The 24,578-nt window shown below is 55.9% G+C and carries 20 protein-coding genes and 3 pseudogenes; 6 read left to right on the plus strand and 17 right to left on the minus strand.

All coding sequences use genetic code 11. The features are described from left to right. From ACLHDD_RS09630 to lrhA, 3 genes are all read right to left on the minus strand, one after another. A complete protein-coding gene (locus tag ACLHDD_RS09630; RefSeq protein WP_427103938.1) occupies positions 1 to 678 on the minus strand; it encodes a NuoB/complex I 20 kDa subunit family protein in 678 nt (225 codons plus the stop codon). Between the two features lie 15 nt (positions 679 to 693). Continuing rightward, positions 694 to 1,137, minus strand: coding sequence for an NADH-quinone oxidoreductase subunit A (locus ACLHDD_RS09635; RefSeq protein ID WP_427103939.1), 444 nt, complete (start codon positions 1,135 to 1,137; stop codon positions 694 to 696). A 640-nt stretch (positions 1,138 to 1,777) separates the two neighbouring features. After that, positions 1,778 to 2,701, minus strand: a complete 924-nt coding sequence (lrhA, locus tag ACLHDD_RS09640) for a transcriptional regulator LrhA (RefSeq protein ID WP_003854247.1) — start codon at positions 2,699 to 2,701, stop codon at positions 1,778 to 1,780. A 959-nt stretch (positions 2,702 to 3,660) separates the two neighbouring features. Between lrhA and ACLHDD_RS09645 the strand changes: the two genes are divergently transcribed. Both ACLHDD_RS09645 and yfbR read left to right on the plus strand, forming a co-directional pair. Then, positions 3,661 to 4,878, plus strand: a complete 1,218-nt coding sequence (locus ACLHDD_RS09645; protein ID WP_427103940.1) for a pyridoxal phosphate-dependent aminotransferase — start codon at positions 3,661 to 3,663, stop codon at positions 4,876 to 4,878. Between the two features lie 69 nt (positions 4,879 to 4,947). Then, positions 4,948 to 5,547 carry a 5'-deoxynucleotidase gene (gene yfbR, locus ACLHDD_RS09650; RefSeq protein ID WP_427103941.1) on the plus strand — a complete coding sequence of 200 codons (600 nt, stop codon included), beginning with the start codon at positions 4,948 to 4,950 and terminating at the stop codon, positions 5,545 to 5,547. Positions 5,548 to 5,574: 27 nt separating this feature from the next. Here yfbR and ACLHDD_RS09655 read toward each other — a convergent pair whose 3' ends face one another. The 3 genes and pseudogenes from ACLHDD_RS09655 to yfbV all read right to left on the minus strand — a co-directional run bounded on the left by ACLHDD_RS09655 (position 5,575) and on the right by yfbV (position 7,324). Next, positions 5,575 to 6,234, minus strand: coding sequence for a sugar phosphatase (locus ACLHDD_RS09655; protein WP_427103942.1), 660 nt, complete (start codon positions 6,232 to 6,234; stop codon positions 5,575 to 5,577). A gap of 10 nt (positions 6,235 to 6,244) precedes the next feature. Continuing rightward, positions 6,245 to 6,735 (minus strand): annotated as a pseudogene (locus ACLHDD_RS09660) (YfbU family protein). A gap of 136 nt (positions 6,736 to 6,871) precedes the next feature. Continuing rightward, positions 6,872 to 7,324 carry a terminus macrodomain insulation protein YfbV gene (gene yfbV, locus ACLHDD_RS09665; RefSeq protein ID WP_427103943.1) on the minus strand — a complete coding sequence of 151 codons (453 nt, stop codon included), beginning with the start codon at positions 7,322 to 7,324 and terminating at the stop codon, positions 6,872 to 6,874. A gap of 336 nt (positions 7,325 to 7,660) precedes the next feature. Between yfbV and ackA the strand changes: the two genes are divergently transcribed. Beyond that, complete coding sequence (ackA, locus tag ACLHDD_RS09670; RefSeq protein ID WP_427103944.1) at positions 7,661 to 8,863, plus strand: acetate kinase; 1,203 nt, start codon at positions 7,661 to 7,663, stop codon at positions 8,861 to 8,863. 70 nt (positions 8,864 to 8,933) lie between these two features. Continuing rightward, a pseudogene (gene pta, locus ACLHDD_RS09675) lies at positions 8,934 to 11,077 on the plus strand (phosphate acetyltransferase). A 96-nt stretch (positions 11,078 to 11,173) separates the two neighbouring features. Here the strand turns inward: pta and yfcD are convergent. Next, positions 11,174 to 11,698, minus strand: a complete 525-nt coding sequence (yfcD, locus tag ACLHDD_RS09680) for an NUDIX hydrolase YfcD (RefSeq protein WP_427103945.1) — start codon at positions 11,696 to 11,698, stop codon at positions 11,174 to 11,176. Positions 11,699 to 11,806: 108 nt separating this feature from the next. Next, on the minus strand, positions 11,807 to 12,448 hold the full coding sequence (yfcF, locus tag ACLHDD_RS09685) for a glutathione transferase (RefSeq protein WP_427103946.1): 642 nt from the start codon (positions 12,446 to 12,448) through the stop codon (positions 11,807 to 11,809). Positions 12,449 to 12,630: 182 nt separating this feature from the next. On the opposite strand from yfcF, the gene ACLHDD_RS09690 reads away from it, so the two are divergent. Continuing rightward, a complete protein-coding gene (locus tag ACLHDD_RS09690; protein WP_427103947.1) occupies positions 12,631 to 13,527 on the plus strand; it encodes a TIGR01777 family oxidoreductase in 897 nt (298 codons plus the stop codon). A 31-nt stretch (positions 13,528 to 13,558) separates the two neighbouring features. Here ACLHDD_RS09690 and ACLHDD_RS09695 read toward each other — a convergent pair whose 3' ends face one another. The 3 genes and pseudogenes from ACLHDD_RS09695 to dalD form a co-directional block, all read right to left on the minus strand. Then, positions 13,559 to 14,839: an MFS transporter gene (locus ACLHDD_RS09695; RefSeq protein WP_427103948.1), complete on the minus strand. Its 1,281-nt coding sequence runs from the start codon at positions 14,837 to 14,839 to the stop codon at positions 13,559 to 13,561. A gap of 27 nt (positions 14,840 to 14,866) precedes the next feature. Next, a pseudogene (gene xylB / locus ACLHDD_RS09700) lies at positions 14,867 to 16,335 on the minus strand (xylulokinase). A gap of 2 nt (positions 16,336 to 16,337) precedes the next feature. Next, on the minus strand, positions 16,338 to 17,726 hold the full coding sequence (gene dalD, locus ACLHDD_RS09705) for a D-arabinitol 4-dehydrogenase (RefSeq protein ID WP_427103949.1): 1,389 nt from the start codon (positions 17,724 to 17,726) through the stop codon (positions 16,338 to 16,340). A gap of 195 nt (positions 17,727 to 17,921) precedes the next feature. Here dalD and ACLHDD_RS09710 point away from each other — a divergent pair, with 195 nt between their 5' ends. Continuing rightward, positions 17,922 to 18,869, plus strand: coding sequence for a sugar-binding transcriptional regulator (locus tag ACLHDD_RS09710; RefSeq protein ID WP_427103950.1), 948 nt, complete (start codon positions 17,922 to 17,924; stop codon positions 18,867 to 18,869). 114 nt (positions 18,870 to 18,983) lie between these two features. On the opposite strand, the gene hisP is transcribed toward ACLHDD_RS09710, so the two are convergent. From hisP to purF, 6 genes are all read right to left on the minus strand, one after another. Further along, complete coding sequence (hisP, locus tag ACLHDD_RS09715; protein WP_427103951.1) at positions 18,984 to 19,757, minus strand: histidine ABC transporter ATP-binding protein HisP; 774 nt, start codon at positions 19,755 to 19,757, stop codon at positions 18,984 to 18,986. 8 nt (positions 19,758 to 19,765) lie between these two features. Further along, a complete protein-coding gene (locus ACLHDD_RS09720; protein WP_128084701.1) occupies positions 19,766 to 20,482 on the minus strand; it encodes an ABC transporter permease in 717 nt (238 codons plus the stop codon). Further along, the gene (locus tag ACLHDD_RS09725; protein ID WP_427103952.1) at positions 20,475 to 21,164 is read right to left on the minus strand and encodes a histidine ABC transporter permease HisQ; all 690 of its coding nucleotides are present in this window, start codon (positions 21,162 to 21,164) and stop codon (positions 20,475 to 20,477) included. Before ACLHDD_RS09725 ends, ACLHDD_RS09720 begins: the two co-directional genes overlap by 8 nt. Before the next feature lie 158 nt (positions 21,165 to 21,322). After that, a complete protein-coding gene (argT, locus tag ACLHDD_RS09730) occupies positions 21,323 to 22,105 on the minus strand; it encodes a lysine/arginine/ornithine ABC transporter substrate-binding protein ArgT (protein WP_427103953.1) in 783 nt (260 codons plus the stop codon). 259 nt (positions 22,106 to 22,364) lie between these two features. Continuing rightward, positions 22,365 to 22,934, minus strand: coding sequence for a UbiX family flavin prenyltransferase (locus ACLHDD_RS09735; protein ID WP_427103954.1), 570 nt, complete (start codon positions 22,932 to 22,934; stop codon positions 22,365 to 22,367). A gap of 112 nt (positions 22,935 to 23,046) precedes the next feature. Then, positions 23,047 to 24,564, minus strand: a complete 1,518-nt coding sequence (purF, locus tag ACLHDD_RS09740) for an amidophosphoribosyltransferase (RefSeq protein WP_427103955.1) — start codon at positions 24,562 to 24,564, stop codon at positions 23,047 to 23,049. Positions 24,565 to 24,578 lie beyond the last annotated feature (14 nt).

Consider the following 24,578-nt stretch of genomic DNA (forward strand, 5'->3'; position numbering starts at 1 on the left):
TTAAACTTCGTCCGGGCTGCGCAGGTTTGTGACTGCGATGCGCTCGCCGCGTTTTCTGTCACGCTCCGATTGCATATTGGCGCGATAAACGCCCTGGTCGCCAACCACCCACGAGAGCGGACGGCGCTCTTTGCCGATCGATTCCTGCAGCAGCAGCAGCGCCTGCATGTAAGCTTCCGGACGTGGCGGGCAGCCAGGAATATACACATCAACCGGCAGGAATTTATCGACCCCCTGCACGACTGAGTAGATGTCATACATGCCGCCTGAGTTAGCACAGGCCCCCATAGAGATGACCCATTTCGGTTCCAGCATCTGATCGTACAGACGCTGAATCACCGGCGCCATTTTGGTAAATGGCGTACCGGCGATGACCATAAAGTCAGCCTGACGTGGCGAGGCACGCATAACTTCCGCACCGAAACGGGCGACGTCGTGAACCGCGGTGAACGAGGTGGTCATCTCAACGTAACAACAGGACAGACCAAAGTTATAAGGCCAGAGGGAGTTTTTACGCCCCCAGTTCACCATGTCATGCAGGGCATTTTCGAGTTTGCCCATGTAAACGCTGCGATGAACGTGCTGCTCCAGCGGATCGCTGACGATTTCCTGCTTTTGCAGAGGATAACGGTCGTTCTCACCACCGTTCGGGTCTATGCGGGTGAGCGTATAGTCCATCTTATTGCCTCTCTTTTACTGCTTATGAGAATTGGTGTGGCTGACCGTAGTTGTTTTCACCACTACGCGACGACGAGCTGGCGCCCAGTCCAGTGCGCCGATGCGTACCAGATAGACCAGACCCGCCAGGAGCACCAAAATGAAAATTGCGGCTTCCACAAAGCCGACCCAGCCGCTTTCGCGAATGGAGGTCGCCCATGCGTATAAAAAGAGGGCTTCGACGTCGAAGATGACGAAAAACATCGCAACCAGATAAAATTTTGCCGACAGGCGGATATGGGTATCACCCACAGATTCAATGCCCGATTCGAATGGTGTCTCCTTGTAGCGAGCACGTGCTCTGCCGCCAAGCAGCCATCCTCCGGTTAGCATGAAAGCACATAAGCCAAAGGCGATAACGATAAAGACGATAAACGCCCAGTGCTGAGCGATGATTTCGGTGGTAGTTGACATACTCATTGCTTACTCATCAAAAGTGGCGCTGGCATCCTGCACGCGTTTCCCGCAGCAAACTGACCACATCGATTCAAGGGAAGGGTAAAAACCTTTTAAAGGTTGCTGTTATTCTTTAATAAACAGCAATTTTATGGGGTTTTTTACTCCTTTCGATAACCTTTTGTCAACTTTGACAAAAGTATCCAAACATTATTTCACACCTGCATCATATTATTAACAAATGCTGCCCCGCTTTCCAGCTAAATCGCTTCAGTCTGTAGGGTTAATTTTAGTGTAGCGGGTATTCACATGCATGGATCGTGCAATTAACAAACATATTTTGACAGGTATCACTCGGTTTTCCTTCCCCTCATCAGGGGTATTTTCTTGATCCAAAACACACTTTTGCCCTTTTTGCATGAAAATCCTCCACCTCACAGGCTAATCCGAAACGGCAGGTTCATTTTTTCGGCAGGCAAGTTTCACTTCAGGCGTAACTGAAACTTACAGGCGGGGCTGAGTGCAGGTGAGTGAACGGAAGAAGCAGCAACAGAGGATTACAGGTATAAAAAAAGCCTCTCGTTCTTTTCAGGAAATGAGAGGCTTATTTATAAGCGTTTATTAATACAGCGTGACTGATGCTGAGGAGAATACGTTAACGACGTTACTCTTCGTCATCCAGCAGCAGAGCGCCATCCGGATTGTTGCTCAGATTGTAAGGGTCGTTGGTGGACTGCATGGCATTAAAGATAGCCAGCGCCAGCTCATTGTCGCTATCCGGATTACGGCACAGCAGATACTGGGTATCTGGCAGGACCGGCAGGCCTTCGGCTGCACCCATTACACGCAACTCCGGGCTCATCATCTCAACCGGACGTGCTGTGACACCCAGACCCGCTTTCACCGCGGCACGCACAGCGGCCAGGGTCGACGCGACATAGGAGATACGCCATGGGATCCCAGCCTCATTGAGGTGGTCGATCGCCATATCACGATAAGGGCTTGGCTCATCCAGCAGCACCAGTGGAATGGCTTCGCCGCGCTGGAAGATATAATCCGCTGCGCAGTACCACAATGTGGGCGACGTACGCAGCACCTGATAGGTAAAGTTGCCCGGGCTGGAGGTAGTCACAACCAGATCTACTTCACCCTGATTCAGCATCTCCATCATAAATGGATTACGTTTGACCCGTACGTCGATTGCCAGTTTGGGATAAACTGAGGTGACCCGGTTTAGCAGGAACGGCAGAATCGTGTCTGAGGTGTCATCAGAGGCGCCGATAGTCAGAACGCCCTGAATATTGCTGTACATCAGAGAGGTACAGGCTTCGTCGTTGAAACGAAGGATTTTTCGGGCATAGCCTAAAAGCTGGATCCCGTGCTCTGTCAGCAGCTTATTACGTCCATGTCTGGCAAACAGCTCTTTACCTACCAATTGTTCCAGACGCTGCATCTGCTGACTGACTGCTGACTGGGTTCTGCAGACCGCTGCAGCGGCGGCTGCAAAGGTATTCAAATCCGCAACGGCAACGAAAGTTCTCAGCAGATCGAGGTCGAGATTCAGTATCGGACGATTTGCATTAGTCATGTTTTTTCTTCACTTATAAGATTTTTACGAACTACTACCCTGGTGTTATTACAGGCTTATCAAAGTGATAAGCAGTAATGGTGCTCAATGACAGTCCTGTGTGAAGACTGGCACAAAGAAATTTTCATGTGGAACCAGCGCTGATGGCGTCCTGACGGAGCCATAATACGCTTCAAGACAGAGACAACTTCTGAACCGATGGCACTGGGTGCGGAAATGCAGGAAGCTGCGTAATTGTCTTAATCCCCTCCGGACGTGTCGGCGGGCCAAAAAGAGCATTTTGCTCGCCAGGAGGATGAAGCGGCAAAGTGCATTAAATAATAAATTATACTTAATCATTTTTGACTTCAAAATGGAAATGATTTTGTGAAAAGCGCTGTAAATTTTGTGCCAGATGCATTTACGGACCCTTATGCCATATTATTGATCGTTTTTTAAGCCTTCAGCATTCCGAAATTTAGTGAGAGAGTGTTAAGTGAGGCTCACAATCCTGCGAACAAAGTCTCAGATGAACCTCTTTTACAAGCGCGTTTCCCGCTCCTCCATGGCTTCAATATGACAACGCTTAAGCCGCATTAAGGCGTCGCCGTGCCGGGCAACCAGAAACTGTCTGAAAATTGATCGTTTATAAAATATCTTTTAACTATTTCACTAAGTGGGTATTTCCGATTTGAAAAAAAGCGTGCTTTATTTTTCTCCCGCCAGCCTGCCCGTTCGCAAAGCGATATGTGGGATCAGGCCGGCTTTACTTAGTTTAAAATTTCTTAAAATCATTTCATCATGGTTTTATTAACCACATTATCCCTGCTTTACTCTTTTTTAAGCTACCCACCGTGTGAAAAGGTGTTGAACCCGCCAAAACGGGGCGACACCCTTCTTTTGTGTCCGTGAGGAGAGTACATTGTGCTGGTTCGATTTCTGTGGCAGCCAAAAGGATGCTGCCCATTAAGGCGGTAACAATGACTTTTCAAATTGATAAATCCGGAAAACTCGATAACGTCTGCTATGACATCCGTGGCCCGGTACTGAAAGAGGCAAAGCGCCTCGAAGAAGAAGGCAATAAGGTTCTTAAACTGAACATCGGCAACCCTGCCCCCTTTGGTTTTGAAGCGCCCGACGAAATCCTGGTGGATGTGATTCGCAACCTGCCCAGCGCGCAGGGTTATTGCGACTCCAAGGGTCTCTATTCCGCCCGCAAAGCGATTATGCAGCATTACCAGGCGCGCGAGATGCGCGATGTTACTGTAGAAGACATCTATATTGGCAACGGTGTTTCTGAGCTGATCGTGCAGGCGATGCAGGCGCTGCTGAACAGCGGGGATGAAATGCTGGTGCCCGCCCCCGATTATCCGTTATGGACCGCAGCAGTTTCGCTCTCCAGCGGCAAAGCGGTGCACTATCTGTGTGACGAGTCAGCCGGCTGGTTCCCGGACCTGGATGATATCCGCAGTAAGATCACGCCGCGCACGCGCGGGATCGTCATTATCAACCCCAACAACCCGACCGGCGCGGTTTACAGTAAAGAGCTGCTGCTGGAGGTCGTTGAGATTGCGCGTCAGCATAACCTGATTATTTTTGCCGATGAGATCTACGACAAAATCCTCTATGACGAAGCACAGCACCACTCCATTGCGGCGCTGGCACCCGATCTGCTGACGGTCACGTTTAATGGCCTGTCAAAAACCTACCGCGTTGCCGGTTTCCGGCAAGGCTGGATGGTGCTGAACGGGCCGAAAAAGCACGCCAAAGGGTATATTGAAGGGCTTGAGATGCTCGCCTCTATGCGACTCTGCGCCAACGTACCGGCGCAGCATGCCATTCAGACGGCACTGGGCGGCTACCAGAGCATCAGCGAATTTATCATGCCCGGCGGGCGTCTTTATGAGCAGCGCCAGCGCGCGTGGGAGCTGATCAACGACATCCCGGGCGTCAGCTGCGTGAAGCCGCAGGGGGCGCTCTATATGTTCCCGAAAATTGACGCTAAAAAATTCAATATCTTCGACGATCAGAAGATGGTGCTGGATATCCTGTTACAGGAGAAGGTGCTGCTGGTTCAGGGCAGTGCATTTAACTGGCCATGGCCCGACCATCTGCGCATCGTGACGCTGCCGCGCGTGGACGATCTGGAGATGGCAATCAATAAGTTTGGCCGTTTCCTGCAAGGCTATCGTCAGTAATCGCGCCCGCGTATACTGAGGCTATCTGGGGAGGGCTTGTCTCTCCCCTATCGGCAAACAGGAACGCGCATGACTCAAAGCCATTTCTTCGCTCACCTCTCCCGTCTTAAGCTGATCAATCGCTGGCCCCTGATGCGCAACGTGCGCACCGAAAACGTCTCTGAGCATAGCCTGCAGGTCGCCATGGTGGCGCACGCCCTGGCCGTGATCAAAAATCTTAAATTCAGCGGTTCGCTCAATGCCGATCGCATCGCAATGCTGGCGCTCTACCACGACGCCAGCGAGGTCCTCACCGGGGATTTACCGACGCCAGTGAAGTATTACAACGCGCAGATCGCCCACGAATATAAGAAGATCGAGAAGATTGCGCAGCGGAAGCTGATCGCGATGCTGCCCGATGAGTTTCAGGCGGTTTATGCGCCACTGATCGATGAACATCTGCACAGCGAAGAGGAGCAGGCCGTGGTAAAACAGGCCGATGCACTCTGTGCCTATGTAAAGTGCCTCGAAGAGCTTTCTGCCGGCAACAACGAATTTTTACTGGCCAAAGCGCGGCTGGAGAAGACGCTGGCGCAGCGCCGCTCACCGGAGATGGATTACTTCGTTGAGGTCTTTATTCCGAGTTTCAGCCTGTCGCTGGATGAGATTTCGCAGGATACGCCGCTGTAACCCGACGGCCAGGCCGCCGGGCCAGGCTTAGGGCTTCTGCGCGAAGCTGAAGCTGCCGTCAGACTCACGGGTTATCGCCAGCTGCGCCAGTGAGTCGAGCTGAAGCGCCACTTCATTCAGGCGTGGCGTGTGCGCGGAGGGCTTGATCGCGACCACCGCACAGCCGGCGCTCAGGCCGGATACGATGCCTGCAGGAGCGTCTTCGGCCACGACACAGGATGCTGCCGCTAAGCCGAGCTTTTCCGCGCCCAGCAGATAGGGATCGGGATCGGGTTTTCCTTTTGCGACCTGCTCCGCAGTAATGAACACCTCAGGCATTGGTAAGCCCGCCGCCCGATGACGGGCCTGCGCAACCGGCATCGAACCGGACGTAACAATCGCCCAGGGGATCTGCAGTGCATTGAGCCGGTTGAGCAGCGACACTGCGCCCGGCAGCGCCTGCACGCCCTCAGTGTCCGCCGCTTCCGCCTGTTCCAGCGCGACAAATTCAGCCTGAATCGCGGCTTCCGGCTGGCCTGCCATAAAATGACGCAAAGAGGTAATCGCCTGTTTGCCATGAATGAAATCCAGGATCTCATCCGCCGCGATGCCATGACGGGCACCCCACTGGCTCCAGGCTCGTTCAACGGCTGGCAGGGAATCCACCAGCGTGCCGTCTAAATCAAAAAGAAAACCTCTGTAGGTCACGCGCTCCTCCTCAGGTATTAATCACGTGCGCAATTTCGTTTGCACTTAAAGGGTACTGACGCGGACAAGTCTGCCATAAAGCCAGCATGCGTTGATACTTTTCCCACATCGGGGTCTGGGTATCTCCCCCTGTGTGCCGGAATCGAACCGGGGGTAACGCCCTTGTGTGTTGACTATAAAGCGTATGTAGCCTGGCAGGTGAGCGTCCGTCGCGGCATCAAAGCCCGGAAAGGCGAATCGCGCTCGTCCAGCTGCGGGCGCTCTTTAAGGTTTAACCCGAAGACGTGAAGCGCGTAATGCATTTCCGGCATGTCGATAACCGTCAGGCAGACCGCCTCACTGAGTTCACCTGACGCTTTATCCCGCGCCCGCATTTCTGACGCGGAATCACATTTGATAAGGCTCTGGTACCGACGAGCGCGCCTGGCCTTTCCCGGCTCAGGCAGGGACATAATTTTACTGGTTGGTGAATATCGGACACTGTGCACGGGCCAACTGCACTATACACGCCGGGTCAGAGACCGCTCAGTTAAACGACAATAGCGTGACGGTTGCACTGCGCGACCATCGCCGTCTCAGTTGGCGTTAATTTGGCCGCAGGTCAGCGGTAAAGAATTTACCGCCAGCCCGGGAAAGCTCAGAGATCGTCGAGGAAGGTGCGATCGAGCTGTTTAAATGCCCGTTTTAACAGATCGGCCAGCGCCTGATAGGTTGGCTTGCCTTCTACCGGTGCTATCGCCTGCCCCGCTTCTTCCAGCCGGGCACGCACTTCATGAAACCAGTTTAACAGCGTCGGCGGCAATGGCGTGACAGAGCGTTTACCCAGCCACCATAACCCCTGCATCGGCAGGCTACAGGCAAACAGTGCCGTCGCCACGGCCGGGCCTAACTGACCGCCCATCGCAATCTGCCAGGTCAGCGTGAAAACCGCCAGAGGCGGCATAAAACGAATCGCAAAGCGGGTCGCCGTTGAAACGCGATTTTCCGGGAACACGGGGGCCAGGCGCTTATCAGCAGGCCATGTCTTCATATAGTGCTGGCCGCGCTGAAACATCCGAAACCAACTGGTACTGCCAGATTCATTCGCCATGGCTCACCTCAACTAATACTGCAAAGATTAAAAAATAGTTATAACCACACAACTTTACGTGACATCCTTCAATTATTTTTGTCTTTAATGGGGACTCCGGCTATCCTGACGCCGCTCCGATACTCTTCGGCAGCGAAATGCGCCTTTGGGAAGAGGCCTGAGCCCTATTTCGACAAGGCAATTTTCAAATTTTCACGTAAGATTAACGAAATTTTTTGCGGGAATGCAGAATTCTGTCTACCGCATGATGTTTGTCATTAATCTACCAGCTTTCATGGGCTACGCTGTTAGTCTGATTGCGTTTTATTTAGCCACTCTCAAAAAATAGGTACTTCCATGTCGAGTAAGTTAGTTCTGGTCCTGAACTGTGGCAGCTCTTCCCTTAAGTTTGCCATCCTCAACCCTGCAAGCGGTGAAGAATTCCTGTCAGGCCTGGCAGAATGTTTCCATCTTCCTGAAGCCCGCATCAAGTGGAAGCTGGAAGGCGAAAAACAGGAAGCGCCTTTGGGTGCGGGTGCGGCGCATAGCGAAGCGCTGAACTTTATCGTTAAAACCATTCTGGCACAAAAACCTGAGCTTTCGGCACAAATTGCTGCAATCGGTCATCGCATCGTTCACGGCGGCGAGAAGCTGACGCAATCCGTCATCATTACCGAAGAGGTGGTTCAGGGCATCAAAGACGCCGCCTCTTTTGCACCGCTGCATAATCCGGCTCACCTGATCGGAATTGATGAAGCGATGAAAAACTTCCCTCATCTGTCCGATAAGAATGTGGCGGTATTTGACACCGCTTTCCATCAGACAATGCCGGAAGAGTCCTATCTCTATGCCCTGCCCTACAAATTGTATAAAGAGCATGGCGTTCGTCGCTATGGTGCGCATGGCACCAGCCATTTCTATGTGACCCATGAAGCCGCCAGAATGCTGAATAAGCCGCTTGAGTCACTGAACATCATCACCTGCCACCTCGGCAACGGCGGTTCCGTTTCAGCGATTCGCAACGGCGAGTGCGTAGATACCTCCATGGGTCTGACCCCGCTGGAAGGCCTGGTGATGGGCACCCGCAGCGGTGACATCGACCCGGCCATCGTTTTCTTCCTGCACGACACGCTGGGAATGAGCGTCGACGCCATCAATAAATTGCTGACTAAAGAGTCTGGCCTGCTGGGCCTGACCGAAGTCACCAGTGACTGCCGTTATGTGGAAGATAATTACGACACCAAAGAAGATGCGAAACGTGCGATGGATGTCTTCTGCCATCGTCTGGCAAAATATATCGGCAGCTACACAGCCCTGATGGATGGTCGTCTTGACGCCGTCGTCTTTACTGGCGGCATCGGCGAGAACGCCGCGATGGTGCGTGAACTGTCACTGAAAAAACTTGCTCTGCTGGGCTTTGACATCGATCACGACCGCAATCTGGCCGCCCGTTTCGGCAAGTCGGGCTACATCAATAAAGAAGGGTCCCGCCCGGCGCTGGTGATCCCCACCAACGAAGAGCTGGTCATCGCCCGGGACGCTGCGCGTCTGACAGCCTGAAGCCTTTTCTCCGTCAGCCCTGGCTGACGGCGTTGTTTTTGACACCCTGCCATGACTGAGAGGTTCAAACGTGTCACGTACAATTATGCTCATTCCGACCGGCACCAGCGTCGGCCTGACCAGCGTCAGTCTCGGTGTGATCCGTGCGATGGAGCGCAAAGGCGTCCGCCTCAGCGTATTCAAGCCGATTGCCCAGCCACGCTCAGGGGGGACAATCCCGACCAGACTACGACCATCATTCGTAAGAACTCTTCCATTCCTGCCGCCGAACCGCTGCAGATGTCGCGCGTCGAGTCACTGCTGGGGTCGAACCAGCAGGATGCGCTGATGGAAGAGATCATCTCCCGTTATCATGCCAGCAGTCAGAATGCTGAAGTCGTGCTGGTTGAAGGTCTGGTGCCGACCCGTAAGCATCAGTTCGCCAACGCGCTGAACTATGAAATCGCCAAAACCCTGAACGCGGAAATCGTCTTCGTGATGGCGCTGGGCAATGACTCGCCGGCACAGCTCAAAGAGCGTATCGAGCTGACCCAGAGCAGCTTCGGCGGCCAGAAGAACAAAAATATCACCGGCGTCATCATCAACAAACTCAACGCGCCGGTCGACGACCAGGGCCGTACCCGCCCTGACCTGTCAGAGATTTTTGATGACTCGTCCAAAGCCAGCATCGCCAATATCGATCCTAAACAGCTCTTCTCCGACAGCCCGCTGCCGGTGCTGGGCTGCGTGCCGTGGAGCTTTGATCTGATCGCAACCCGTGCGATCGATATGTGCCGCCATCTGGATGCCCGCATCATCAACGAAGGGGAGATTCAGACCCGCCGCGTGAAATCGGTCACCTTCTGTGCGCGCAGCATCCCGCACATGCTGGAGCATTTCCGTCCTGGCTCGCTGCTGGTGACCTCAGCCGACCGTCCGGATGTGCTGGTCGCGGCCTGTCTGGCCGCCATGAACGGCATTGAGATCGGTGCCATCCTGCTGACCGGTAACTACGAGATTGACGACCGCATTGCCCGTCTCTGCGACCGCGCCTTCCAGACCGGCCTGCCGGTGTTTATGGTGAAAACCAATACCTGGCAGACCTCACTGAGCCTGCAGAGCTTCAACCTGGAAGTCCCGGCTGACGATACGCAGCGCATCGAGAAAGTGCAGGAGTATGTTGCCGGTTACATCAATGCGGACTGGATTGAGTCCCTGACTGCGACCTCCGAGCGCAGCCGTCGCCTCTCACCACCGGCCTTCCGCTATCAGCTGACCGAGCTGGCGCGTAAAGCGGGCAAACGCGTGGTGCTGCCAGAGGGCGATGAGCCGCGTACGGTGAAAGCCGCCGCCATCTGTGCCGAGCGCGGTATTGCGACCTGCGTCCTGCTGGGCAACCCGGATGAGATCCAGCGCGTCGCTGCGGCGCAGGGCGTGGAGCTGGGCAAAGGCGTAGAGATTGTTGATCCGGAAGTGGTGCGTGAAAACTATGTGCCGCGCCTGGTCGAACTGCGTAAGAACAAAGGCATGACCGAAGTGGTCGCTCAGGAGCAGCTGGAAGATAACGTGGTGCTGGGCACCATGATGCTGGAAAGCGGCGAAGTGGATGGTCTGGTTTCCGGTGCGGTACACACCACCGCCAACACAATTCGTCCGCCACTGCAGCTGATCAAAACTGCCCCGAACAGCTCACTGGTCTCTTCAGTATTCTTTATGCTGCTGCCGGAGCAGGTGCTGGTCTACGGCGACTGCGCCATTAACCCCGATCCGACGGCTGAGCAGCTGGCTGAGATCGCTATTCAGTCGGCCGATTCTGCCAAAGCCTTTGGTATCGACCCGCGCGTGGCGATGATCTCCTACTCTACCGGCACGTCAGGTGCAGGTAGCGACGTAGAGAAAGTCCGCGAAGCGACCCGTATCGCTCAGGAGAAACGTCCGGATCTGGTGATTGACGGTCCGCTGCAATATGACGCCGCGATCATGGAAGATGTGGCGAAATCGAAAGCGCCAGACTCGCAGGTTGCCGGTCGCGCAACGGTGTTTATCTTCCCGGATCTCAATACCGGTAACACCACTTATAAAGCGGTACAGCGTTCAGCTGACCTGATCTCCATCGGGCCGATGCTGCAGGGTATGCGTAAGCCAGTCAATGACCTGTCGCGCGGCGCGCTGGTGGATGACATCGTCTACACCATCGCCCTGACGGCAATCCAGTCTCAACAGGCGGAAGGTTAAGCTTTCAGACAATAACGAAAAAGGCATGCCGCAGGGCATGCCTTTTTTTTGCCGGTTACTCGCAACCTGCCCGGTCACGCGACCGGGAGCAAACACTCAGGCATGGTTATCGCCGTTGCGGCTCATCCAGAGTGACAGCGCTTTCAGCGAATCGTCAGTAAACTCGTCACAGCGGGCGGTGATCTCATCAGGCGTCATCCAGATAATTTCATCGACTTCCGACTCCTGCATGGCAAAAGGCCCGTGCGAGACGCAGCTGAACAGACCGCCCCAGACGCGGCAGTGCTGATCTTCGAAGTAGAATTTGCCATGTTCGGCAAACGGCACTGCGGCAATGCCCAGCTCCTCTTCCGCTTCACGGCGCGCAGACTCCAGCATATCTTCACCGCTCTGCACCACGCCGCCTGCGGTCGCATCCAGCTTGCCCGGCATAAAATCTTTTATTTCTGTGCGGCGCTGCACCAGAATCCTGCCCATACCGTCATGAACCACGATATAGGTGGCGCGATGACGCAGACATTGAGCACGCATCTGCGCTCGTGTCGCCTGAGCAACGACTTCATTCTCTTCGTTTACGATATCCACCCACTCGATGCCGTCACCCGCCGTTTGATCCACCATCAGTAACCCTTTCCAGTTTGGCGTACACCTGGGTACGCAGTTTGCCACGTCGTTATTTTTATGTGGCGTAAGGTAATCACTTCCGCCAGCCTGAGCAAGCCCTGGCGCTTAACGATTTTTGCCACTTTCTGCTAACCACAGCTGTACCGAGGCTCGCTGCCACTGAAACTCAGCATAATGCCGAAGACGATCGGGCAAGGGATCCCCATGCAGGACCAGCCGGTTGAGCATCACCGCCAGATCAGTATCGGCAATTGACCACTCACCGAACAGGTTCTGCTGCCCGTCCGGCAGCAGGCGCTCGACCGCCGTAACCAGTTTATCCACCGCCTGCTGTGCGGAGGCCGTCAGCGGCGCAAAGCGCTCTCCGGCAAACAGCACCTCGGTCGGGCGCTCCTGACGGATCCAGAGGAAGTCACTGCGCAGCCAGGCCTGGATTTCCCGGGCGCGCGCGCGCTTCTCACGATCGCGGGGATAGAGGCGCTCAAACCCGGGTGCCGGAAAGCGCTCTTCGAGGTATTCGGTAATCGCCGAGGATTCGCTTAACAGAAAGGTGTCAATCTGCAGCGTCGGAACCCGGCAGGTCAGCGACAGCGCGCGGTATGCCTCGGCATAGTGCTGATTCTGAGACAAATCGACGCGTTTAAGCTGGAAAGGGAGCCCTTTCTCAGAGAGGGCAACGTAGGCCGACATGGCGTAAGGACTGAAAAATGATGAATCTGACCACAGGGTGATGGGCGGATAATTCATCGGTTACCTCAATTGGCTGTCAGGGTTGCATCATGTTTACCGATTTTTTTTTGGTATGGCAACGCCCGGCTGATCCGATCTCTGCCACGGGAAGAAGAAAGCACGACGCGACGCACGATAGAGTGGCGCGACTCTTCTATGCTGAAAGGTGCAAATAACAAAAACACCAAGGGAGCCGCAACATGCACATTCTTATTACTGGTGGCACGGGACTGATTGGCCGTCATCTGATTCCGCGTCTGCAGCAGCTGGGGCATCAGATTAGCGTGGTGACGCGGGATGTGGTCAGCGCACGGGAGAAACTGGGCGACCAGGTCGCGCTCTGGTCGGGCCTGGCACAGCAGCCAGACCTGGATAACATCGATGCGGTCATCAATCTGGCGGGCGAACCGATCGCCGATAAACGCTGGACGGAGCCGCACAAGCAGCAGCTGTGCGAGAGCCGCTGGCAGATTACCGAACAGATCGTTTCCCTGATCAACGCCAGCAGCACACCACCCGCCGTCCTGATCTCAGGGTCGGCAACCGGTTATTATGGCAATACCGGTGATCTGGTGCTGACGGAAGAGGATCAGGGACACGATGAGTTTACCCATCAGCTCTGCGTCCGCTGGGAGCAGCTTGCGCTGGCAGCGGAGAGCGAACGCACCCGCGTCTGTCTGCTGCGAACCGGCGTGGTGCTGGCTCCTGAAGGCGGCGCACTCAGCAGAATGAAGCTGCCCTTTAAGCTGGGGATCGGCGGCCCGCTCGGCAGCGGCAAGCAGTATATGCCGTGGATCCATCTGGACGATATGGTCAACGCCATTCTCTGGCTGCTGGATCATGAGGATCTGCGCGGCCCGTTCAACATGGTCGCGCCTTACGCGGTGCGCAATGAGCAGTTTGCCGCCACGCTGGGCCGGGTAATGCATCGTCCCGCCTTTATGCGCACGCCGGCCAGCGCCATTAAGCTGATGATGGGAGAGTCGTCGGTTCTGGTGCTGGGCGGACAGCATGTGCTGCCAAAGCGGCTGGAGGCCTCGGGTTTTGGCTTCCGCTGGTACGATCTGCAGGAGGCGCTGCAGGATGTCGCGGGCTAAATGAGGGCGGCGCTGAGCCGCCCTGATTTCATCAGCTGCGCGGCTCCGCGACCGGCGACGGCATGGCCTTTTCGTCACGCGTGTGTCCCGGTTGCGGCACACGAATGATAAAGGTCAGCACGCCCGCAAACACGTACAGCGCCGTATAGGCCCAGACCACACCGACAATGTCGAAGAACGGCAGGATGACCGAGGCGATAGCCGGAGCCACAAAGTTACTCAGCCCGGCGGACAGGTTGTAAATTGAGACCGCTGCGCCCTTATGATGCGGCTCCAGCGTCGGAAATACGGCGGTCATCGGGACAAACGCAGCGACAAAGATCCCCAGCATGACCGCCGGGATTAGCGCCACCCAGAAGTTATGCCCTGCATACAGCGGCAGATAATAGAAGGTCAGGCTGGAGATGGCCATCCCCAGGCAACCAAACCAGCGCACCTGACGGATCCAGCCGAGCTTCTCACCCGTGAGGCCCCAGAAGATATTCGTAAAGATCGTAACAAAGAAGAACACCGCCCAGATCTGCAGCCATTCGGAAATAGAGAAGCCAAGCCGATCCACAAACAGCAGTGGCATGACAATCGCGAAACCAAACAGCGACAGCGTATTGATGATGCGAATCAGACAGGCATAAAACACATGCTGATTGGTGAACAGGATCGTTACGGCACGCCCCATCTCCGTCATCTTGTCACGCATCGGCAGATTGACGCGGGAGCGATCCACGGGCACCCTGCGCAGGCTGAGCCAGGCGAGGATCCCGCCACAGGCTACCCAGATGATCGCCAGCCACAACGTCCCGGTTTCCCCCAGCATCGGGATAGTCAGGCTGGGGAGATAGCTGCCCACCACGCCGATGCCGACAGAATACATCGCCCAGAACCAGCCGGTCGCCGCCGCCAGTTTTTCGCGCGGCAGGACCTGCACCAGCATCATCATAAACGAGTAGATAAACAGCGGATAAGCCAGCCCGCGAATACCGTAGAACAGCACCATCAGCGGATAGTTACGCAGGCCAAGCCCCAGCGACATAAACAGCGTGTGCATTACGATCCAGAGCACAAAGCCAATCATCATCGCACGCAGCGGCGTAATCAGCTCGGCGACCACGCCCGAGGCCCAGGCGGCCACCGCAGCCGCTAAGCCATAGAAGGTGAAGACGACCGCCGACTGCGCGGGCGTAAAGCCCATATCGGTGATATGACGCGACAGAAACGCCATTTCAAAGCCGTCGCCCGCCATGAAGATGGCGATAGCGAGGAAGCCCCAGAACATCTTTTTCGGTAAGCCAAACCAGTATTCGTTCGATTGCATCACAATGACCTTCTGTCTGGTTAGTCGTTATGCAGGCAGTAAACTGCGCACCTGCTGTTGCTGGATATAAAGTTCCCGGAACAGACGCCGCCGCTGTTGCAGCCAGGCTCCCCGCGTCGCGTCCGGCTGATAGCGCGCCTGCACAGCCGGTTTCAGGCAGACCTCATGCTCAGCGCCGCCATCGGCCAGCCACGCTAAGCGTGCCGCACCCAGTGCGCCCGACGCGCTGGCCGGATGGGTCACCATCGGCAGTTGCAGCACATCGGCGATCAGCTGAGCCCACAGTGTGCTGCGTGCCCCCCCCCGGTCAGACTGCATTGCTGAATGCGATGCCTGGTATCGCCGAGCACCTCCAGGCCATCGGCCAGCCCGAACGCCACGCCTTCTGTTACCGCATAGCCCAGCAGGGCGCGCGGCGTCTCGTGGCGCAGATTGAAGAAAGAACCGGAAGCGTCAGGATCGTTGTGCGGAGTACGTTCACCCGACAGATACGGCAGGAAAACTGGCGCGCTGCGCATTTGTGCCTCGCTGAGCTGCGCCATCTCCCTCATCAGCTGGCTTTCACTCACTGACAGCAGATTGCACAGCCAACGCAGGCAACTCGCGGCGCTGAGCATCACACTCATCTGATGCCAGCGGCCCGGTAACGCATGGCAGAAGGCGTGCACGCCAGACCGGGGATCGGCCTGGAGGCGGTCATTCACGACAAAAATCACGCCGGACGTGCCCAGAGAGATAAACGCATCACCTGGATTCACCGCCCCCACGCCTACTGCCGATGCGGCATTGTCCCCGCCCCCACCCGCTACCGTGACAGCGGTGGACAGGCCCCACTCGCTTGCCAGTGCCGATTGCAGATGGCCACTCACTGCGCTGCCTTCCACCAGTTCAGGCATCTGCGCGCGCGTCAGTCCGGTCATAGCCAGCAGTTCATCCGACCAGTCACGCCGCGAGACATCCAGCCATAGCGTGCCGGCAGCATCCGAAGGCTCGCTGACAAAGCGGCCGGTAAGACGCCAGCGCAGGTAATCTTTCGGCAGCAGAACCTTGTCAATGCGGCTGAAAACGTCTGGCTCATGTTCCGCGACCCAGTGCAGTTTTGGCAGCGTGAAGCCAGGCATGATCATGTTGCCACTGATGTCGGTGATCTGCGGATGGCTCGTCTGCAGTCTTTCACACTGCGGGGCACTGCGCGTGTCGTTCCAGAGGATACAGGGGCGCAGCACCTTCCCTGCATCATCCAGCAGCACGGCCCCGTGCATCTGTCCCGAGAGCCCAATCGCACGGATCTCAGCCCACGCCTGAGGAAACTGATGCCGTAATGCAGCCAGAACCTCGCTGCACGCCTGCCACCAGCGTTCAGGATCCTGTTCTGCCCAGTGAGGATGTGGGCGCTGCACAGTGAGCGTGGCGTGCTGTGACGCCACAATCTCACCCTGCGTATTTATCATCAGAGCCTTAAGCTCTGAAGTGCCGATATCAATGCCGAGATACATGATTACACCGCCGCCAGTTCTGGCTGTTTCAGCCACTGCTGTAATGCTGCGACACGGCGAGTGACTAACGCGTGAAACGCCTCATCAGAGGCCAGCTCCGCAAACAGGGCGCTATCACTCAGGAAGGCGTGAAGTGGATCGGCACTGGCGAACTGCCTGCGCAGCGCATCGGCCTGTAGCGCACCGTCCTGATAGGAATACGGCAGATCGTCATCAGCCCAACGCTGCATAAACAGGAAGAACAGCGCCGGGATCACCGCCGTGGCGGCAGGCTGCGTGCCGCGCTGATAGCACGCCTGCAGGGTTGGCGTCACCATCCCGGGAATTTTGGACAAGCCATCGGCACCCACGCGCTGGTTAGTGTCTTTGATGTAAGGGTTGCTAAAGCGGGCCAGCACCACGTCGCGATAGTCCGCCAAATCCAGCGGGCTGGGCGACAGGCAGGGAATAACATCCTGCGTGACATAGTCGTTCGCCAGTTGATAAATCGCCGGATGGCGCGTGCTCTCATCGATATAGTTCAGGCCAATCAGCGTACCGGCCCAGGCGATTGCGGCGTGTGTCGCATTGAGAATGCGAATTTTCGCCTCTTCCCACGGCAAAACCGATTCCACCAGTTCAGCACCGACCGCTTCCAGCGCCGGGCGTCCGGCAATAAAATCATCTTCAATGACCCACTGAATAAAGGATTCGGCCATGACGGCGGCCCCATCCTGTTTGCCGGTCGCCGCCTGCACGCGTTCTGTCACCTCTGGCGTCGGACGCGGGGTAATACGATCGACCATCGTATTCGGTGAACGGGTTTGGGTGCGTACCCAGTCGGCCAGTGCGGTATCGCCTTTGGCCATCAGAAATGCCAGGAAAGCCTCGCGGAAACGCTCGCCGTTGTGGCGCAGGTTGTCGCAGTTCAGCAGCGTTACCGGTGCACCGCCCTGCGCAACACGTTGTGTCAGAATACGGCTGAGTGCGCCGTAAAGCGTGCGGGTATCTCCCTCCAGATCGGCCTGCACATCCGCATGTTCGAGATCCAGGGTAAACGCGGGAGTCAGGTAGTAACCTGCTTCGGTGACGGTAAAGCTGATGACACGCGTTTCCGCGCGCGCGCCCTGCTCACTCAGCGCATTCAGCTCACTGTCCCAGGGCAAAATTTTGCGCAGCGACGTGATGGTTTCGTAATTGCGACTGCCATCCGGCGTCACGGTTTCCAGCACATACTCGCCCTGCTGCGCAGCGAGCTGATTAAGTAGTGGCACCGCGTCATTACGAATATTGCCGAGTGCGATGCCCCAGCTTTCATCACCCTGCTCACGCAGTTTGTGCAGATACCACGCCTGATGTGCCCGATGAAATGATCCCGCGCCGATGTGCATCCACACTGATTGGTTGTTCATAGCCACCTCATTTAAACATTTGCCACAAAAAAGGGCATTTGCCCGATAGCGTTAAGCATAGTGCCCATGGCGCCGATCCATCTGCGATCCACGTCACAAATAATACATTTGCTCATTTGCAGGGCTTTTGCTCAGCTGGTGCTTTTCCTCCCGCGTGGCGGTAAGATGTTCTGCCGAATTCGACGGAACAGCGTGATGAGCAGAGAAGAAAAAAAGCAGGAGCTGGCCGCACGTGCCGCATGGATGTATTACGTCGCGGGCGTGACGCAGCAGGAGATCGCGCAGGCACTGGGACTGTCGCGCCAGGTCGCGCAGCGTCTGGTCTCCAGCGCACGCGAAATGGGCATGGTGAACGTGAAGATCGATCATCCCGTCACACACTGTTTGCAGCTGGCGCGTGAGGTACAGGCGAAGTTTGGTCTGGATTTATGCCGGGTTGTGCCATCGGCCAGTCTGAATGATGAGGCTATCCAGCAGATGCTGGCCGTCGAAGGCGCGTCAGTGATGACACAATTCATCAATGAGGAAGCGCCGCAGGTATTCGGTATTGGCTCCGGCAAAACGCTTCGCGCAATAATTGATGCGCTGCCCTGGACTGAACGCCCGCAGCATCATTGCGTGTCCATGATTGGTGCCATCGCACGGGATGATTCCGGCACACGCTATGACGTGCCGCTGAAGATGGCCGAAAAGATGCAGGGCAAGTATTTCTTTATCCCTGCGCCGCTCTACGCCGATACGCCGCAGGACAAAGCGATGTGGGTGCAGCATAAGGTCTATCAGCGCGTCATCGATCGCGCGTTACAGGCGGATGTGGCCTTTGTGGGTATCGGAGAAGTGATGCCGGGCTGCCCGTTAAACGCCGAGGGATTTATTACCGATACGCAGGTCGCGGCGCTGAATGAACGCGGCGTAGTGGGTGAAATGCTCGGACATTTTTTCAATCAGCAGGGCGAACGGGTGTGGGGAGAAACGGATGCGCTGCTGACCAGCGTGCAGCTGGAAAGTCAGACGCAGCGCAGAATCATTGGCTTCGCAGGCAGCGAGCGCAAATATCCGGCCATCCGTGCTGCCTTACGGGGCGGCTGGATATCAGGCCTGGTAACGGATGAAGATACGGCGCTGAAGCTGCTGCAAACGTGACGGCCCGACGTCGGGGCAGCCCGGGACGCAATAATCCTGCCAGTGCCCGGACGCGACGTGCAGGGCACATTATGCCCGTGCCCTGCTGCCCTCACCGTCACGCTCTGCCAGCGGTTACTTCAGCGACCCTTTCAGGAACTGTTGTAAACGTGGGCTTTTCGGGTTGCCGAAGAGCTCCGCAGGCGGGCCCTGCTCTTCAATTTTGCCCTGATGCAGGAAAATCACATGGCTGGAGATGTGACGGGCAAACTCCATCTCATGCGTAACCACGACCATCGTTTTGCCCTCTTCCGCCAGCTTCTGCATGATGCGCAGCACCTCGCCCACCAGCTCCGGGTCCAGCGCGGAGGTCGGTTCGTCAAACAGCAGCACCTCCGGCTCCATCGCCAGCGCGCGCGCAATCGACACGCGCTGCTGCTGACCACCCGAAAGATGCACCGGATACTTCGCCTGAGCACGCGCATCAATACCTACTTTATCGAGATAGCGAATGGCGCGTTCACGCGCGTCGGCTTTGCTTAATCCCAGCACCTGAATCGGCGCTTCCATGACGTTCTCCAGCACCGTCATGTGGCTCCAGAGATTAAAGTGCTGGAACACCATGGTCAGGCTGGTGCGTAACGCCCGCAGTTGCTCTTTATCAGCCACTTTGAGCTGACCATCTTTGTCGCGCACCAGCGTAATCTGCTGGTTATTGACCACAATGGTGCCTTCACTCGGTTTTTCGAGAAAGTTGATGCAGCGTAAAAAGGTACTTTTCCCTGAACCGGACGAGCCAATGATACTGATCACATCGCCCGCCTGAGCCGTCAACGAGACCCCTTTCAGCACTTCATGTTCACCGTAACGCTTATGCAATTCGGTGACGCTTAATTTATTGTCAGCCATAGTTCTACTCAATGCGATGAAGAGGGTTTCACGTGGGCCAGCCAGCGGCGTTCCGCCAGGCGGAACAGGCTGATCAACACGTAAGAAATAATCAGATAGAGCACAGCCGCCAGACCAAAGGCGGTAAACGGCTGATAGGTCGCGGAGTTAATATCCCGCGCGATTTTCAGCAGATCCGGCACCGTGGCAGTGAAAGCCAGCGCCGTAGAGTGCAGCATCAGAATCACTTCATTGCTGTACACCGGCAGCGCCGTCCGCAGCGCCGAAGGCAGGATAATGCAGCGATAGAGCTTAAAGGTGGAAAAGCCATAGGCCCGCGCCGCTTCAATCTCGCCGTGGGGCACCGAGCGAATCGCCCCCGCGAAGATTTCTGTGGTATAGGCGCAGGTGTTCAGCGTAAACGCGAGCAGCGTGCAGTTCAGTCCGCTGCGGAAAAAAGCGTTCAGCAGCTCAGTGCCTTTGACAATTTCCAGCGTATACATGCCTGAATAGAACACCAGCAGCTGGACATAGAGTGGCGTACCGCGAAACACGTAGGTGAAAAGCCAGACCGGAAAGCTGATAAAGCGGTTAGGCGACACCCGCGCTATCGCCAGCAAAATCGCCAGACATCCACCAAGAGTAACCGACAGGATTAGCAGCCATAGCGTGATAGCGACGCCGGTAAAACGATAGCCGTCGGTCCAGAGCAGCGATTTCCAGTATTCCTGAATAATATCAATCATAACTCGCCCTCTTCACGCCGACAGTGTAGCGACGGTTCAGCCACCACAGCACGCCATTAGAAATCGTGGTAAATACCAGATAAATCACGCCCGCGACGATGGCGAAGTAAAACGGCTGCCAGGTGCTTTTGCCCGCCAGCTGGGTCGCCTTCACCACATCCTCCAGCCCCAGCAGCGAAACCAGTGCGGTGGCTTTCAGAATGACCTGCCAGTTGTTGCCGATCCCCGGCAGTGCATAGCGCATCATGGCGGGGAACAGAATGCGGCGGAACACCTGCGCGCTGGTAAAACCGAACGCGGTAGCCGCTTCGATCTGTCCTTTTGGCACCGCCATAAAGGCACCACGAAAGGTTTCGGTAAAATAGGCACCATAGATAAAGCCGAGTGTAATGATGCCAGCCACCATCGGGTCGATATCAAACTGCGCCATGCCCAGCGCGTCGGTCACCTGGTTGAGGACAATCTGCAGGCCGTAGAAGATCAGCAACATCAGCACGAGGTCCGGCACACCGCGAATCAGCGTGGTATAACCTTCAAAAATGATCGCCAGAGGCCGGTTGCGTGACAGTTTCGCGCCTGCGCCAATCAGGCCCAGCAGCACCGCCAGCAGCACGGAGGTAAGCGCCAGTTCCAGCGTTACCAGGGTGCCCCGAAGAATTACATCAGAATAGCCATACAGCATCGAGAGGGTCCTGTCGTGGGGTGAAAACGAAACGCTGCCCGCCAGCGTTCGACGGGCAGTTTAGCTCTATCTCGTCTTTGCAGATACCGTCTGCCCCGAGCGAAGCGGCTCAGGCGGGCAGAGCGGCGTACTGCATAGCGGATAAAGCGACAGGATGGTTAGTCGCCGTACACGTTAAAGTCGAAGTATTTCTTCGCAATCTTGTCGTAGGTGCCATCTTTACGCATTTCGGTAAACGCTTTATCGATAGCCGCTTTCAGCTCGCTGTCATCTTTACGCAGTCCCATACCGGTGCCGACGCCAAAAATCTTGTCATCTTTCACCGCAGGACCGGCGAACGCATAGTTCTTACCGACCGGCTGCTTCAGGAAACCTTCACTGGCCTGCACTTCATCCTGGAAAGCTGCATCAATACGTCCGGCATTCAGATCCTGATAGACCAGATCCTGATTCGCATAAGGCGTAATGGTTACGCCTTTTGGCCGCCAGTTTTCATTAGCATAGGTTTCCTGGGTGGTGCCCTGCAGCAGACCGATATTTTTTCCTTTCAGCGACTCGATGGTCGGCTCGATCTTAGAGCCTTTTGGTGCCACTAAACGCGCATTCGCCGCATAGAGTTTTTCCGAGAAGGCAATCTCTTCCTGACGTTTGGCGGTGATTGAGAGTGAGGAGATGATGGCGTCGATTTTCTTCGCTTTCAGCGACGGGATCAGCGCATCAAAGTCACTTTCAACATAGGTACACTGGGTATGAATGCGTTTACAGATTTCGTTAGCGAGCTCGATGTCGAAGCCCACTAACTTGCCTTGCGCGTTTTTCGACTCAAACGGTGGGTAAGTTGGATCTGTACCAATACGGATCGAACCCGGTACGGCCGCAAAAACGCTGGCAGCACTGGATAAGCCCAGCATCAGGGAAAGAGCCAGAACACGCTTTTTCATAGATTACCCTCAAGTAAAGTGCTTTTTGTTATGTGGTTCGTGATGTGTTTGCGCAAATTAATCTGCATGTTTCATGCCAGTTCTGCAAGCAATCCACGCAGTTAGCGTGACGTCAGACCGGTGAAAATGCTGTGTTTGTGAGGGGAATATAGCAGCGAAGTAAAAGAGAAAAAGCGATGTTGTTAACTTTTGGTGCATCAAATGCACGAAGAGTGATCCCTGGCGCGCTTATGCACTAAATAAGTGCGCCAGCGGAACTTTATGCACCCTGCCAGCGCGTAAAGAGATCTTCCGGCAATTCAATATCAAACTGGTCGATGACCCGGTTCACGGTCTGATCGATCAGCGCGTCGATAGTCTCAGGGCGATGATAAAACGCGGGCACGGGCGGCATAATAATCGCCCCCAGCTCTGCGGCCGTGGTCATCATCCGCAAATGGCCGACATGCAGCGGGGTTTCCCGCACGCACAGCACCAGCTTGCGCTGCTCTTTCAGTACCACATCCGCGGCGCGGGTCAGCAATGAATCGCTGTAGCTGTGGACGATGCCCGACAACGTTTTCATCGAGCAGGGCAGGATCGCCATGCCCAGAGTTTTAAACGAGCCGGACGAGATATTTGCAGCAATATCGCGCACGTCATGCACCACATCGGCCAGCGCCTGGACATCGCGCAGCGAATAGTCGCTCTCCAGCCCCAGGGTCTGCCGCGCCGCGTTGCTCATAACCAGATGCGTTTCCACCCCTTCCACCTGCTGCAGCACCTGCAGCAGGCGCACGCCGTAAATCACCCCGCTTGCGCCAGAGATGCCAATGATGAGTCGTTTCATAGTCCAACCTTATATCTGCCAGTGCGCCATCATACGCGGCCAGCGGGATTCTGAAAACAAACAGGGCGGGATTGCTCCCGCCCTGCTTTATCCTGACCGGCTCAGTGCCACATCAGCCTTCGTTGTGCAGCTCAAGGTTCTCGACTTCATTCTGCCGCTGAAGCGCTTTGGCGTCATCGTTACGCAGCGATTCGAGATACTCCAGATACTGCTGATCGACATCTTTGGTGACGTAGACGCCGTTAAACACGGAGCACTCAAACTGTGCAATCTCCGGGTTCTCTTCACGCACCGCCTCGATCAGGTCGTTCAGGTCCTGGAAAATCAGCGCATCGGCTTTAATCAGCTGACGGATCTCTTCCACTTCGCGACCGTGGGCGATTAACTCGGTGGCGCTTGGCATATCAATACCGTAGACGTTCGGGAAACGGATCTCCGGGGCCGCAGAGGCCAGATAGACCCGTTTCGCGCCCGCTTCACGCGCCATCTCAATAATCTGCTCGGAGGTGGTGCCGCGGACGATCGAGTCATCCACCAGCAGCACGTTTTTATCACGGAATTCGGCGCGGTTCGCGTTGAGCTTGCGGCGCACCGCGCTGCGGCGTAACTGCTGGCCTGGCATGATAAAGGTCCGGCCCACGTAGCGGTTCTTCACAAAGCCCTGACGATAGGGTTTGTCGAGAATACGCGCAATTTCCAGCGCGATATCGGTTGAGGTTTCCGGAATCGGAATGACCACATCGATATCAAGATCTTCCCATTCGCGGGCAATCTTCTCGCCCAGCTTGGTGCCCATACGGACGCGGGCGCTGTAAACGGAGATTTTGTCCAGGAAGGAGTCCGGGCGGGCAAAATAGACATATTCAAACAGGCACGGATTGCTCTTCGGGTTTTCCGCGCACTGGCGGGTCGAAAGCTGGCCCTGCTCGGTGACATAAACCGCTTCGCCCGGTGCCACGTCACGAATGAACTCAAAGCCCAGCGTATCCAGCGCCACGCTTTCGGAGGCGACCATATATTCAGTGCGGCCATCGGCGATGACGCGCTTACCCAGCACCAGCGGACGGATGCCGTTTGGATCGCGGAAGGCAACCATACCATGCCCGATAATCATTGCGACGACGGCGTAGGCGCCACGCACCTGCTGATGCAGGGCGGCGACCGCCGCAAAAATGTTATCGGCTTCCAGCGGGTCATTCTGGAAACGATCCAGCTCCTGCGCAAAGATATTCAGCAGGATTTCAGAATCTGACGTGGTGTTAACGTGACGGCGGCCTTTTTCAAACAGATGCTTACGCAGCACGTGGGCGTTCGTCAGGTTACCGTTGTGCGCCAGGGTAATGCCATACGGCGAGTTTACATAGAAAGGTTGCGCTTCAGAGGCACTGGAGCTTCCCGCTGTGGGATAACGCGCGTGACCAATCCCCATGTTGCCCTGCAGACGCTGCATGTGGCGTGCTTCGAAAACGTCGCTGACGAGGCCGTTTGCCTTTCGCAAGCGGAAACATTTCAGCGCATCGATAGTACAAATGCCTGCGGCATCCTGCCCGCGGTGCTGGAGCACCGTTAACGCGTCATAGATCGACTGGTTGACCGGCATGAAACCGGTGATACCGACAATACCGCACATGTTGTCATTTCCTC

This window comes from Pantoea sp. NSTU24, from assembly GCF_050157905.1.
In the GTDB taxonomy this organism is placed as follows: domain Bacteria; phylum Pseudomonadota; class Gammaproteobacteria; order Enterobacterales; family Enterobacteriaceae; genus Pantoea.